Below are 13,322 nucleotides of genomic sequence, written 5' to 3' on the forward strand. Positions count from 1 at the left end.
TGCTCGAATACATTGAGATGTTCTACAACCCGAAACGCAAGCACACGAACAACGACATGCTGGCGCGCGTTGACTTCGAAATCAGACAGCAGAAACTGAAGGAAGCACGTGTCTAGGAAACTCGGGCACCTCAGACTACTCTCTTGGGAGTGGATACCAAGTACTGATTGTCGGTATGACCTGCCACGGGATTTTTCCTCCATCTGGAATTAGAGTCCGACCCAACGAAGGGACGGACCATGAAGCGAACGAGATACAGCGAAGAACAGATCATCGGTATCCTGACCGAGCATGAGGCTGGCGCGAAGTGCGCTGACCTGTGCCGCAAGCACGGCATGTCGGAAGGCACCTTTTATGCCTGGAAGGCGAAGTTTGGCGGGATGACGGTTTCGGACGCCAAACGGCTGAAGGCGCTGGAAGACGAGAACGCAAAACTGAAGAAGCTCTTGGCCGAGCAGATGCTTGATGCGGCAGCAATGAAGGAACTGCTCTCAAAAAAATGGTAGGGCCCGCCGTGAAGCGCGACGCGGTTGCGCATCTGCAGGCCAGGTTGGGCCTGTCGGAACGGCGGGCCTGCAAGATTGTCGGCGCGGATCGCAAGATGATCCGTTACCGTTCCTGTCGTCCCGCGGACACTGAGTTGCGGGGCAAGCTGCGCGATCTGGCGAACGAGCGGCGCCGGTTCGGATACCGGCGCCTGTTCGTGCTCTTGCGCCGCGATGGCGAGCCGTCAGGGATCAACCGCTTCTATCGCCTCTACCGCGGAGAAGGGCTCATGGTGCGCAAACGGCGCGCCCGGCGCAAGGCGGTGGGAACCCGTGCCCCGATCCTGGTCGAAGCACGGCCCAATGCGCGCTGGTCGCTGGATTTCGTCCACGACCAGCTCGCCTGCGGCCTGCGGTTCGCTCGCCATTGTTCTTGAACCAATGGCGCACAACGGCTCGCCCTAAACGTGGTTGATGATATGACCCAGGAATGTCTGGCGGCAATCCCGGACACCTCGATCTCGGGGCGACGTGTTGCGCGGGAATTGGCGGCCCTGATCGAACGGCGTGGAAAGCCTGGCATGATTGTCAGCGATCGAGCCATTGGAACGCCATTGGTCCGAGAGACAATGGCGAGGGGCACCGAACTGACCGGTAACGCGATCTTAACCTTTGCCACGGAGCGCAAGCTTGAATGGCATTACATCGCGCCGGGCAAGCCCATGCAGAACGGCTTCGTCGAAAGTTTCAACGGGCGTATGCGCGACGAACTCCTGAACGAAACCATGTTCCGCAACATGGCTCATGCCCGCGCTGTAATCCGGGCCTGGGCGGATGACTTCAACGAAACACGCCCGCATTCGGCACTTGGCTATCGGACGCCCAAGGCATTCGCCGAACATCTCACCACCGCAACCAACACCCGCGCTGCGCCATCTGAAAGCTCCGCACGGATGTCGGTTGCTCCACCTGCGCCAACCGGCGTATCAACCCAAAGGGCTCTGATTCCGGCTGGATGAAAGTTCAGTGGCAGGTCACTGCGGCGAAACAAGACCGGAACAGACCCGCATATTTCTTCTTTCAGTTGAAGTAGCTGGCCTGGCTGATCCCGGCCTTCCGGCAGATCTCGGCAACCGGCGTGCCTTCTTCGCCCTGCTTGATGATGAACGCCTTCCGCGCGTCCGAAAACTTCGATGCCTTCATGAGATTCCGCTCCTCTCCCAGCCGGGAAATCGTAGCGGAAAACTCCAGCTTCAAACGGTCCAATTTGAGGGGATCAGATCAGCGCGCCATGGCATCCGTGCCCTTCTTCGCCTTGCCATGGCAGAGCAGCATAAGTTCGCGAATGGTCATATTCTGTCCTCCTGTCTCGCCGGGGACGCGATCACGTCAGCGATACGAGCGCCTCACAAACCTTTTCCGGGTCATAGCGTGACGTGTCTTGCGCCTTTCGCAGCGGCAGGCGCACGAGAGGCAGGCCAAAGCGAGTTTTCAGCCGGGTGGCCTCTTGCGCTTCGACGGCATCGCGATCGCACAGAACGACGCTCATCAGATCGGTCACCGGGCACTCTGCACCAGCATCGGCCATCAGCGCGGCCAACAATGCCGCGACCTGGTCGCTCAGCGTCATGCCGTGGCATTCCGGATCGGCGCCGAGGCTTGGGAAATAGACCTTGGGCACGTTGCGTGCGGCGATCGCGCGCCCGACGCCTTTCGGCAAGAGGTTCGCGATCAGGCTGGTGAATAGACTGCCCGGCGGATAGCAGATCAGGTCCGCTTGCCCGATCAGTTTGCGGTTTCGTTTGGGCAGGGGCACGTCTTCGTCGGTCAGGCGAGTTTCGCTGTCGGACAGAAAAACCTTGCGGATCGGCGAGGTGATTGCTGGCACCTCCTTGCCGGTGATCAGCCGCTGTGTCGGGATCACCGTGCCGTCCTGTAACTCGGCCGCGATATCGAGATTGCGGTCCACAATGGCCCGCACGGTTCCCTGAACCTCGACCATCTTGGACATCAGGAACAGGACCGGCTCCAACGCGCGATCATGGCCGAGATACCCGCCTGCAAGGATCAGGTTGCCGATGCTGGCCCCGGCAAGGTCGAAATCTTTCGGACGGTGGGTTGCGAAGACCTTGAGTTGTGACAGGATCAGGCTGCGCATCGGTTGCGAAATCGCCTGCATCAGCGGATGTTGACCATCCATCAGGCTGGTGAATTCATACGAGAGATCGTCTCGCGACGCGGTCTTTGGAAACCGGTAGGAAAAGAGCCGGTAGATGTCCGGCTGCCCCAGAACGGACTCGTCCGCGAGCGCCATGAGGCGGCTGCGCAGATCGCCGACCGCCGGCATTCCGAAGGCCTCGCGCAGCACCTGTGAACTGCCGCCGCTGTCAAATGGCGTGATCAGGTGGATCGAGTTATGCGTGTAGAGCTTCAATGCACGTGCGATTTCGTTGAGCGCGCTACCGCCCGAGAAAAACAGCAGTCGCGGTCCGAGATTGGGCAGGCTGCGCGCCCGCGTCACGCGCAGGGTGTCGGGAAAATGCACGTTGCGGGCAATCTGAAGGTCTGACATTCTTCGTGTCTCCTTGGCGCCCCGCGCTTATACAAAACTGTCTGAATTCTCCTTTACCACCCATGGACAAGACATCGAATGGCTTTCTCGCGGAAATCCGCCCTTGTGCGCGGGCGGTGATCCTGCGCAGACAGGAGATACTGGTGCAAGTGAAATCAAAACCAGGACGCGCGGACTACCTGTCGCTGCCCGGTGGCAAGCAAGATCCGGGCGAGAGCCTGATCCAATGTGTGATCCGCGAATGCGCCGAAGAGATCGGGGCAGAGATCACCGTGGGTCCGCTCTTGCATGTGGCCGAGACGCTACGGGACAAGCCCGGTGGGCAGCGCCACCAGCTTGACATTCTGTTCGCGTGCACTGTGCCTCAGGATTACGTGCCGCAACTTGGCCTGCATCCCGACCTTTCTCAAACTGCCACTGCATGGGTGCCACTGGACGAGGCCATCCCCCGGCTGTCGCCCGCTTTCGGTTCTGGTCTGATGCGCGCGGACCGACTGGTTTATCTGGGGTTTGTCGATGGCTAAACTGCCGCGCTGTATTGGCGAGAACCTGCATTTCCTGTGTGCCGAACTCGATGCGCAGCTCTTCAACCTCGAGGCCTATTTCGAGACCCCGGACGCGGCCATTGCGCAAAAGGTGATCCTGCGGGCAGGCTATTCCTACAACCTTTGGTCGCGGGTTCAAAGCGCCGCATTTCGGGGACTGTCATCCAGAAAAGCCACGCGCGAGACGCAGGTGCAGTTGCATAACGCGGCGCTGGTGGCGCGTAATCTCGATCTGATCGCCCGAATGGCGCGGCGCAGTCTCGAACACGCCGAAGAGGTGGAGCACAAGCTCTTGCTGCGGCCCGGGGCCTACCCCAAGGCAATCCGGCGCGTGCGCAAACGGATCAGGGAAATCCTGCCGACGATCGATGCCCGCGACAGCGACGTGGCGGTGAGGATCGGACATGCCAAAGCGGATCTCGATACGCTCTACGACCAGCTGTTCCGCACCTACACGCGCGATATGCGCAAGGACAAGCATACCGAAGACCTCGCCAATTCCCTGTTGGCCGCCAATGAGATCCGCCGCATGGGGGATGCGCTACAGGGGATCAGCGAGGCGATCCTGTCGGCCAGCCTCGGCCAGTCGGTGCATTTCGACCGCTATTTCTCGCTGCGCAACGCCATGGCGAGTGACGCGGGTGATCTGGAACTGGAGCCTTTGGCCGAAACCCGCTCGGGCAGCACCATCTCCGGGCTCAGAAGCAAGGATGCGCCCGGTGACGGGTTCGACGCCGTGTTCAAGGATGGCGAAGCGGGAAAGGTGCGTGAGGAAAGGGCAGGGGTGAAGCGTTGGGACTCGATCTATCCGGGTCTCGCGCCAAAGATCCTGTCCTATCAGAAGAACGGTGACTCGGCGGCGCTGCTGATCGAGTATCTGCATGGCGAGACATTCGAGCAGGTCCTGCTCGGGGAAAGCGACGCGCGATTGGCGCAAGCGCAGGCGGCGCTTGCCAAGACCCTGCGCGACATCTGGAAACGCACGCGCACCGACGAGTCCGCTGACATGGCCTCGATGAAACAACTTTCGAAGAGGCTGCCGGATGTTTATCGCGTGCACCCCGAGTTCCACACCGCCGCGGCCCGCGTGGGCAAGGTCGAGATCGACAGCTTCGAGGCGCTCGTGCGCCGCGCCGCCGCACGGGAAAAGATCCTGAACGCGCCGTTTTCGGTCCATATCCACGGGGATTTCAATCTCGACAACGTCATTTTCGATGCGAGCGCGGGCAAGATCCATTTCATCGACCTGCACCGCTCGCGCTTTATGGATTACGTGCAGGATGTGTCGGTCTTCATGGTGTCGAACTACCGGCTGCAAGTCTATGATGCGCAGACCCGGCGACGGGTGGTGCAGGTGGCGTCGGATGTACATGCGATGGCTGCGAAATTCGCCCGGGCGCAGGGCGACAAGAGCTTCGAGTATCGGCTGGCGCTTGGCCTCGCGCGCAGCTTTGCCAGCTCGACCCGGTTCGTCTTTGACAAGTCGCATGCCCGGCGGATGCTGGTGCGCGCCCGCTTTCTGCTGGACACGGTCCTCGCCTGTCCGCATGGCAAGGAAAACCGGCTGAAGCTGCCAATCAAGGAGCTGTTCCGTGACTGAACTGAAAATCGGGGTGATCGGCATTCCGGGCAAATGGTCGACCGAGGCGCTCGCCGACGCGGTCGAGGCGCGCACCGGCTTTCGCCGCCTGATCGACATGGGCGCCGTGGTGCTCGACCTCGAGACCGGCGCGCTGATGCATGAGGGCGAGGATCTTTGCAGCTATGACGCGCTCATCATCAAGAAAATCTCCGAGACCTACAGCCCGCACATTCTGGACCGGCTCGAACTCTTGCGTATGGCAGAGGCGCGCGGCGTGCGCGTCTTTTCCAGACCCGAGGCGATCCTGCGGCTGATCGACCGGCTGGCGTGCACCGTATCGCTTCGGCTGGCCGATATCCCGATGCCGCGCACCCGCGTCACCGAGGATCTGGCGCAGGCTGAGGCAGCAGTCACGGCCTATGGCAGCGCGGTGTTCAAGCCGCTCTATTCGACCAAGGCGCGCGGCATGTGCTTGATCAGCACCGGCCCCGACGCCGCCGCGCAGATTGCGGATTTCGCCGCCGAAAACCCGGTGATGTATATTCAGGAAAAGCGGGATCTCTCCGGGCAGGATCTGGGCATAGTGTTCCTGAATGGCGAATACCTGTGCACCTATGCGCGGGTCTCGGCGGGGGGCACATGGAACACGACGATCCACAGCGGCGGCAAATATGCGGATTATACGCCTGATGCGGCGCTGATCGATCTCGCACGCCGGGCGCAGGCGCCGTTTGGCCTGAGCTTCACCACCGTCGACGTGGCCCTGACCGAGGACGGCCCGATTGTCTTCGAGGTGTCGGCCTTTGGCGGCTATCGCGGCGTGAACGAGGGCTGCGGGCTCGACGCGGCGGCACTCGTCGCCGACCACGTGATCGCAGAGGTCAGCGCATGAGTCTAAAAACTGTATCCGATGTTCTGGTGCGGCTCGACCGCTCGGGTCTTGCTGATGCCGTGCCGCTGATCCTGGCGGTCGGCCCCTATCGGCTGCGGCTACGCTGCAAAGGGGCGCTGCGCGCAGAACTTGCCACCTATTTCGCCGATGTGTTGTCCGAGGATGACACCGACGCCATTGAGATCGACATTCTGGACGGGCAGCCGCTTGATCCGGCCCCGGAATGGCAGGACTGGGCGCGCGAGCCCGGCAAGACCGGCCGCAAGGACGCCATCCACGATCTGGTCGACGGGCGGCTGGTTTTCAAACGCCACACCGGCGTCACCTTTCTGCAATCAGACGCGGCACGGGTGGCGTTCGGTCCCGTCAGCGACAATCCCAATCAGGTGATCAATTTCGTCAACACCCAGATCCTGAACGCCTGCCTGCGCGAAGGGTGGCAGATCTGCCATGCGGCGGCGGTGACCTCTGGCGCGCGGACCCTTGCTATTGCGGGCCTCTCGGGCGGCGGCAAATCGACCTCGGTCCTGCGGATGATGGACCTGCCCGGCACGGCCTTCGTCACCAATGACCGGCTGATGGTGCGCGGCGGTGCGCCGCTGCCCATCGCGCTTGGCATCCCCAAGCATCCACGGATCAATCCCGGCACGATCCTGCATAACGCGCGTCTGCACCGGCTATTGACGCCCGAGCGCCTGACCGAACTTGCCGCCATGCCGCCTGAGGATCTGTGGCATCTGGAGGAGAAACACGACCTGATCGTGCCCGACATCTACGGGCCAGGTCGGCTTAACCTCACGGCTCCTCTTTCGGATTTCTGGGTTCTGAACTGGCAGCGTGACAGCACCGATCCCACTGCTGTCACCGATGTGGACCTCTCCGACCGCCCCGATCTGCTGGACGCGATCATGAAGAGCCCGGGGCCGTTTTATTCGGACGCAGCCGGCAGGTTTCAGACCGACAGAACGCCACTCGATCCTGCGGCCTATATAACCGCGCTCGCCCATGTGCGCGTGCGAGAGGTGACGGGGCGCATTGATTTCGACGCTCTCTTTGAAGAGGGCCGCCGCCTCTTTGGGGCAACGCGATGACGCCGCGATATCTCGCGCTGATCCGGCATGCGGCGTACCACCAACGCCCCGACACACCAAGCGCGCTGCAACCCTATCCCTTGACACATGAGGGCACCGCGCAGGCACACGCTTGCGGAGAAGAAATCGCGGCGATGCTGGTGCAGAACGGATGGCGGCTTGATCCCGTGGCGCATTGCTCGTTGCAGTTACGCGCATGGCAGACCGCGCAAACGGTCGCGCAGGTGCTGACGGATCGGGGTCATGCCTTGCAGATCAATGAGACCCCGGATCTTTCCGAACGCGCGCTCGGCAGCGCGGCCAACCTCAGCTTGCGCGAAATCGACGAGGTGCTGCACAACGATCCCCGGTTCGATGCGCCGCCGCCCGGCTGGAAGGCCGACCGCGACTATCAATTGCCGCTTCAGGGGGCAGAATCGATGCGCATGGCGGGGGCCCGCGTGGCGGCTTGGCTGCGCCGGGTGGTGGCGCAGGAAACCGCCGCCACGACACCGACCCTTACACTGATTTTCGGCCACGGCGCCGCCTTTCGTCATGCGGCCCATGATCTGGGCGTGCTCAGTCTCGCCGACATCTCAAAATTCAGCATGTATCATGCCCGACCGTTACTTTTGTGTTACAATGGCGATGATAGATGGCGACACGTCGGCGGGACGTGGAAGCCGCGTACTCGCCCGGAAACCGCGCTGGACTGAGGATCGCCTGACTTGGCTCACAATGATGCGATTTGGCAGGAAACTGCCGCGCTGCTGCCGCCCGTATTTGATGCCTTTTGTGATTTCGAGGCTCTGCCCCGTCATTGCGCGGCCTGGCCGCTTGCCGAAGGGCATTCCGGGGGCGGCACGCAAACCTGCCTGCTGGACGTGCAACACAGCCTCAAGACCGCCGCCGCGCATGGTCGCTGGCACTGGCCGGAGCAGCCGATCATCTTCATCTCCGATCCCCATGCCGATGCAGAGGGCTTTCTGCGGTCGCTGGCGGCTGCGGGCGTGATCCGGCGCAGCGGGCAGGAACCAAGGCACTTTTGCCTGACCGGCTTCGGTCAGCGTGCACGGATTGTGGTGGGGGGCGATTGCCTCGACAAGGGCCCAAGCAATCTCGATATGCTCGACGCGCTCGATGCGCTGTTCGACAGTGGCGCGGATGTGCATCTTCTGGCGGGCAATCACGATCTGAGGTTCATGCTCGCCGTGCAGGCCCTGACCGGTGCGCGCAGCCCCTTGACCGAACATCTTTTCGTTCGGATGGGGCGCAAGACCGTGCCCCTGTTGCGCGAAGTCTGGGACAGGTTCCGCACGCCCGGCCAAACCGACAATCTGCCCGACGAGGCCGCCTGCCGTGCCCGCATCTTCCCCGGCCCTGCATGGGAAACCGAATTCCCCCCGCTCGCAGCGGCGCATCTGTCGGCTGCGGCCATCACCAAGGAACTTGCCCGCCTGCGCAACAAGCAGCACCAATTCGACAAGGAAGTGGCCGAGGCGGGCATGACCATGCGCATGGTCTACGCCGCCGCGCTGATGTGCAGGTCTCTGTTTCTTGCGCCGGACGGCCCCTATGCATGGTTCTACCAGCGCATGAACATGATCCAGCAAAGCGGCTCGCTTCTCTTCGTTCACGCCGGTCTTGACGATGCCATGTGCGCGCTCTTGGCCGAGGGCGGGGCCGATGCGGTCAACACCCGCTTTCGGGCCGAGGCGCGGCAAGACCCGTTCGCGTTCTACTTTGGCCCAGTGGCCAATCTGGTGCGCACCAAGTATCGTGAGACCGACAAGCACCTCTCCGAGACGGGGGTGAAGAGGCTTCACGCGCAGGGGATCAAGATGGTCGTGCAGGGACATGTGAACAATCATCACGGCCAGCGACTGCTCGCAAAACGCGGGTTGCTGCACCTGGAAGGCGATGTGACGCTCGACCGCGCGTCGCGCCGCTCAGAGGGGCTGGCGGGCATCGGGGTCGGGGCCACGCTGATTTATCCGACCGGCGACATCGTCGGCCTTAGCTCGGATTTTCCAGCGGCCAAGCATTTTCACCCGGAACGCCCGGTCCTGGACGGGGCTGCGGCATGAGCCTGCCCGACGGCAAATTCCGCCACGAGTCGCTTCAGGACCGCAAGACAATCAAGACCCTGCTCAACGCCTTGACCAAGGGCATCGGATCGGGAGAAATCACGCTTAGCGATGGCGACAAGGACCTCACCCTGCCGATTGAGGGGCTGATGACCCTGCGCATCAAGGCCGACCGATCAGACGGCGCTTGCCGCGTCGATCTGCGGATATCCTGGACGGAAGATACTGCGCCAAAGAGCAAGACCGCGCCTCAGATCAAGTGACGCCGTGGGCGTTGCGGTGGGAAAGGCCCGGCATGAAACAGCGCATGCGTTCGAAGGTGTCGCCGCCCGCTTGGGATGGACCATCGCACAGCTAACTTCTGATCCTACGCTCCTTTCAGGCGATCAAAATTGGGCACACAAACTTCAAACGGATTCATTAAGTTAGATTAACCTAATTATATCAAACAGCGCTCTACTGCCGTAGCCTCAGCCTCAGCTCCATGATTATACTTTTGAAAAATTGATTTTTTGAAGATAATCCCTCTCATTTGGAAGATTTGCAAAGGCTGAAATTCTTGGAAGCTTTAGCCGCCCTTTGAAATTTTAATTAGATATGCTAAGTATATTGGAATGATGGACACAAATTCACTGTGCCAATTGCGGCACACACTGCCTTTGGCGTGCGGCCACTAGTCCGCCGGGACATACTCCTGACTCACGCTAGGCATTCCCAAGACACGAAAGGGCAACTATGACCGAAAAAAATCCAGACAAGGGCTATGTGGCGATCCTGGGCTGGTCGCTGAACGCGATCGATGCCATTGACCGCTTTGACCGTCGCTATGTAATCGTCGCCCCCTCTTGGGCCGAGGACTATGCCAAGGCCAATGACATTCCCTTCATCGCCTGGGATTTCGACCGGCTCAACGAGCGGTCTCACGAGATCGCGCAGATCCTCAAGGACGAGGGTTGCGACGTCGCGATCCCGCTATTCGAGGAGACCGTCGAATGGGCGGGGGCGATCAACTCCGTCCTGCTCGACAATGCGCGCCTGCTCGGACAATCTATGCTGTTCCGCGACAAATCTCTAATGAAACGCCGCGCGCAGCTTGCCGGTATTCGCGTCGGCATCTTCGAGGAGGCCGACAATCACGCCGATGTGGTGCGCTTTCTCAAGCGGGTGAACCAGACACTGCTCAAGCTTGAAGGCGATCCCGACGACCCGATCCACTTCAAGGCCTTCGACAAGGCGGGGTGCCTCGGGCACCGCACCATCCGTACGGTCGAGGATGTCGATTCGATCTCGAATGACGAGTTTCCGGCGCTCCTCGAAAGCCACCTGGACGGTTGGGAATTTGCAGTTGAGGCGTGGATCAAGGACGGCAAGATCCAGTTTCTCAACATCTCGGAATACGTGACGCTTGGCTATTCGGTGTTCGTGCCCGCCACGCCGGAACTCGAATCCTGGCGGCCCAAGATCGAGGAGGAGATCAACAAGCTGATCAAGGCGTTTGATATCGACTTCGGCTTTATCCACCCTGAGTATTTCGTGACCAGCGATGGCACGATGTATTTCGGCGAGGTCGCCTATCGCCCGCCGGGCTTCAACGCGCTGGAGCTGATCGAGCGGGCGTATGGCTTTAACGGCTATCAGGGCATCGTGCTGGCGTTTGATCCCAAGACCACGCAGGAGGAGCTTGACGCCTTCTTCCCGACCCCGGTCGAGGACGCCAAGGGCCATGCGGGATGTTTCGGGGCCTATCCGCGGCGGCGGGTGGTCGAGCGGTTGGAAATCCCCGAAGAGACCGCCAAGAACCCATATTTCGAGTTCCACGAACTGGCGCAACCGATGGAGCAGAAGGTGACAAAGCGTACCGCCTTCGGTACCCATTGGGGGCTGGTCTATTTCTTCGGAGAGGACCCGCACCAGTTGCGCGACCTGCTCAAGGCACAGGAAGAGCTTGATTTTTATGTTTAACCACACCCGAGGGTATCTCTGATGGCAGGCACGGAACAGGGTGGCGAGGCGGATCGTCTCGCCGCCACGCTCGAAGGGCCGCTGACGCATCTGCAAGAGGCCCGTCCCTTTGCCAAGCCCCGCTTTCAGGCGCAGGTATTGGACGTGGCGGGGCGGCTGCTGACCGTGCCGGACGGGATAGCGCGTCTGCATGCATTGGCCCCCCGGATGGATGCGGCGGGTATCTTTGCCGGGTCCGACTGGGATGCGCCCGCCAATCTGCTGCCCGGCCTTGTTTCGGGCACGCTTGAACACGGCGCGCCAGCCTCGGTTGCCGCCGAGGCGGTCAGCCTGCTGCGGCTGCTGGCGGTGGCCAAGGGCGAAACCGAACATCCCCGCATCCACGCCGCCGCCGCACGGCGCTTTCTGACGCAGGTGCTGGCCCTCAATATGCGGCGCTTTTTCGGCGCCACGGATGAGGCGGCTCGGATGGCGGGCGCGCAGCAGGCCACCACCGACGCGCTGTTTCGATATCTGGCTGAGCATGTCGGCTTTCAGGACGTGTTGGGCGAATTGGTCGACGAGATCTGGCGTATCCTGCGGCAACGGCCCATTCAGGTGGCCCACGCCAAGGACATGATCGCGCAGATCGCCATCACCCTCAGCGAGCGTGGTGGTGAGATCGGCGATCGGCGTCTCGGGGCCGACCGTCTGGTTTCGGCGTTGTTCGGACCGACCTCGGCCTGCATGGGCGATCCGGGCCTCGACACCTATCACGAGCGGCTTGCCGTGATGGACGAAACCGATCTGCGCCACGAGGCGCAGGGACTGGCACGGGCGATGCACGATACCGGCCTTGTCTCGGATTATCACGCCGCGTTTCTGACCTGGGTGCTGGAGACCGAGCATGATGGCATGGTCGCGGACACGCTGGGCCTCGGCACGACCGGGCGCGACTGCATGCAGCAGCACCGAGGCCTGATCCTTGAGTTGATCCGCCGCGCGGTGCGGCCAGAGACGGCGCAGGCGCTTTACGGCATGTCGCTGATGCTTGACCGGGGCATCCTGCATCACGCCCCGATCGCCCCGGCCCTGCGCCGCCAACTGGAGCTTGCGCCCTGTCCCGCCGTGGCAGAGCGCCTGTCGATGGCCGGGCTGCACGCGGCGGACCCCGCCGACCTGCTGCTGGCGGGCTGCATTCAGGTTCTGGGCTTGCCGTTGGGTGTGGGCCAAGGTGCCAACCCGACCTGCCAATCGGCCCGCGCCATTGCGATGTGGGCGCAGAATGACCCCGACTACCTGCTGCATCTGGTGGCGCAGGGAACACGCATCGACTCGGTGATGATGCATTTCGAGGGGCGCGCGATCAACTCCGCCGATCTGCCTGCGGGGCTCGCCCTAGGTGCCCCGCTCGATGCCGATCCCGTATCGGTCGTGCTGGTGCCGCACCTTGACCGGATCTATGCCGAGATGGGTCGGCTCTGCGCCGCGCGCAACGACGACCCACATATCTGGATCAATCCCGAATTTCACGGCTGGTGGGTGGGCCGCGCCTGCGCCGTGGCGGTCGATGTGCCGACCGGGGCGCTGGCCGGGATCGAGGATTTCATCGCCCGTTTCCACACCGCCTATCACCCGCAATACAATAGCGGCGAGCCAGTGATCCATCCGCAGCCCGCCGGGATTGCAGCCACTGATGCTGCTGGTCGCTTTGTCGGCTGGCACGCCATCACCATCCTGCGTGTGGTTCCGGACCGGGAAGGCGAGATGCGGGTTTATTTCTACAATCCGAACAACGATTCAGGTCAGGATTGGGGCGCCGGTGCGGTGGTCTCGACCCACGGGTCGGGAGAACGGTTCGGCGAGGCCTCATTGCCATTCGAGACCTTCGCCTCTCGTCTCTATCTCTTCCATGAAGACGGAATGCGCCCGGCAGCCAGCAATCGTCCCGCGCAGGACATTTTGGAGCGCGTCGCGGGCCAGGCGCGCGGCACCTGGGCCGCTGGACGCGAGGAGATCAGTGGCGAAGCCATTTCACGCCTCGCCGCGACAGGGCCAAGCTGAGCCGCTTCAAGACAATTAAACTGTGCCTCCGGAGTTCAGCGGGGGTTAGCAGAGAGAAAAATACCACCTCTGGCATCGGTTTGG

Annotated in this window: 10 protein-coding genes and 2 pseudogenes; 10 read left to right on the plus strand and 2 right to left on the minus strand. The window is 61.9% G+C overall.

Going from position 1 to position 13,322, the window contains the following annotated elements:
- Positions 1–239 precede the first annotated feature (239 nt).
- Positions 240–1,504, plus strand: a pseudogene (locus BMX04_RS08335) (IS3 family transposase).
- Between the two features lie 64 nt (positions 1,505–1,568).
- On the opposite strand, the pseudogene BMX04_RS08340 reads toward BMX04_RS08335, so the two are convergent.
- Together BMX04_RS08340 and BMX04_RS08345 are read right to left on the minus strand one after the other, a co-directional pair.
- Positions 1,569–1,688, minus strand: a pseudogene (locus tag BMX04_RS08340) (transposase); the annotation flags it as partial.
- A gap of 181 nt (positions 1,689–1,869) precedes the next feature.
- The gene (locus BMX04_RS08345; RefSeq protein WP_074785814.1) at positions 1,870–3,057 is read right to left on the minus strand and encodes a GAK system CofD-like protein; all 1,188 of its coding nucleotides are present in this window, start codon (positions 3,055–3,057) and stop codon (positions 1,870–1,872) included.
- 62 nt (positions 3,058–3,119) lie between these two features.
- Here BMX04_RS08345 and BMX04_RS08350 point away from each other — a divergent pair, with 62 nt between their 5' ends.
- The 9 genes from BMX04_RS08350 to BMX04_RS08390 all read left to right on the plus strand — a co-directional run bounded on the left by BMX04_RS08350 (position 3,120) and on the right by BMX04_RS08390 (position 13,238).
- Positions 3,120–3,581, plus strand: a complete 462-nt coding sequence (locus BMX04_RS08350; RefSeq protein WP_074785815.1) for an NUDIX domain-containing protein — start codon at positions 3,120–3,122, stop codon at positions 3,579–3,581.
- Complete coding sequence (locus BMX04_RS08355; protein ID WP_074785816.1) at positions 3,574–5,202, plus strand: phosphotransferase; 1,629 nt, start codon at positions 3,574–3,576, stop codon at positions 5,200–5,202. The genes BMX04_RS08350 and BMX04_RS08355 overlap by 8 nt, the downstream gene beginning before the upstream one ends.
- The gene (locus BMX04_RS08360; RefSeq protein WP_074785817.1) at positions 5,195–6,076 is read left to right on the plus strand and encodes a GAK system ATP-grasp enzyme; all 882 of its coding nucleotides are present in this window, start codon (positions 5,195–5,197) and stop codon (positions 6,074–6,076) included. The genes BMX04_RS08355 and BMX04_RS08360 overlap by 8 nt, the downstream gene beginning before the upstream one ends.
- The gene (locus BMX04_RS08365) at positions 6,073–7,167 is read left to right on the plus strand and encodes an HprK-related kinase B (protein ID WP_074785818.1); all 1,095 of its coding nucleotides are present in this window, start codon (positions 6,073–6,075) and stop codon (positions 7,165–7,167) included. Before BMX04_RS08360 ends, BMX04_RS08365 begins: the two co-directional genes overlap by 4 nt.
- Positions 7,164–7,862 (plus strand): histidine phosphatase family protein, encoded by a 699-nt coding sequence (locus BMX04_RS08370; protein WP_074785819.1) that lies wholly within the window; start codon positions 7,164–7,166, stop codon positions 7,860–7,862. The genes BMX04_RS08365 and BMX04_RS08370 overlap by 4 nt, the downstream gene beginning before the upstream one ends.
- A gap of 12 nt (positions 7,863–7,874) precedes the next feature.
- Positions 7,875–9,233, plus strand: a complete 1,359-nt coding sequence (locus BMX04_RS08375) for a metallophosphoesterase (RefSeq protein ID WP_244888507.1) — start codon at positions 7,875–7,877, stop codon at positions 9,231–9,233.
- Complete coding sequence (locus tag BMX04_RS08380; protein WP_050664050.1) at positions 9,230–9,496, plus strand: amphi-Trp domain-containing protein; 267 nt, start codon at positions 9,230–9,232, stop codon at positions 9,494–9,496. The genes BMX04_RS08375 and BMX04_RS08380 overlap by 4 nt, the downstream gene beginning before the upstream one ends.
- Before the next feature lie 472 nt (positions 9,497–9,968).
- Positions 9,969–11,195, plus strand: coding sequence for an ATP-grasp domain-containing protein (locus BMX04_RS08385; protein WP_074785820.1), 1,227 nt, complete (start codon positions 9,969–9,971; stop codon positions 11,193–11,195).
- A gap of 21 nt (positions 11,196–11,216) precedes the next feature.
- Entirely contained in the window at positions 11,217–13,238 is a 2,022-nt protein-coding gene (locus BMX04_RS08390; RefSeq protein ID WP_074785821.1) for a hypothetical protein, read from the plus strand.
- Positions 13,239–13,322: the final 84 nt, after the last annotated feature.

This window comes from Roseovarius tolerans (assembly GCF_900109855.1).
Classification (GTDB): Bacteria; Pseudomonadota; Alphaproteobacteria; order Rhodobacterales; family Rhodobacteraceae; genus Roseovarius; species Roseovarius tolerans.

Excerpts from the sequence above, each read along its gene's own strand:
- BMX04_RS08345 (WP_074785814.1), bottom strand. The coding sequence starts at position 3,057 with ATGTCAGACCTTCAGATTGCCCGCAACGTGCATTTTCCCGACACCCTG.
- BMX04_RS08350 (WP_074785815.1), top strand. The coding sequence starts at position 3,120 with ATGGACAAGACATCGAATGGCTTTCTCGCGGAAATCCGCCCTTGTGCG.
- BMX04_RS08355 (WP_074785816.1), top strand. The coding sequence starts at position 3,574 with ATGGCTAAACTGCCGCGCTGTATTGGCGAGAACCTGCATTTCCTGTGT.
- BMX04_RS08365 (WP_074785818.1), top strand. The coding sequence starts at position 6,073 with ATGAGTCTAAAAACTGTATCCGATGTTCTGGTGCGGCTCGACCGCTCG.
- BMX04_RS08370 (WP_074785819.1), top strand. The coding sequence starts at position 7,164 with ATGACGCCGCGATATCTCGCGCTGATCCGGCATGCGGCGTACCACCAA.
- BMX04_RS08380 (WP_050664050.1), top strand. The coding sequence starts at position 9,230 with ATGAGCCTGCCCGACGGCAAATTCCGCCACGAGTCGCTTCAGGACCGC.
- BMX04_RS08385 (WP_074785820.1), top strand. The coding sequence starts at position 9,969 with ATGACCGAAAAAAATCCAGACAAGGGCTATGTGGCGATCCTGGGCTGG.
- BMX04_RS08390 (WP_074785821.1), top strand. The coding sequence starts at position 11,217 with ATGGCAGGCACGGAACAGGGTGGCGAGGCGGATCGTCTCGCCGCCACG.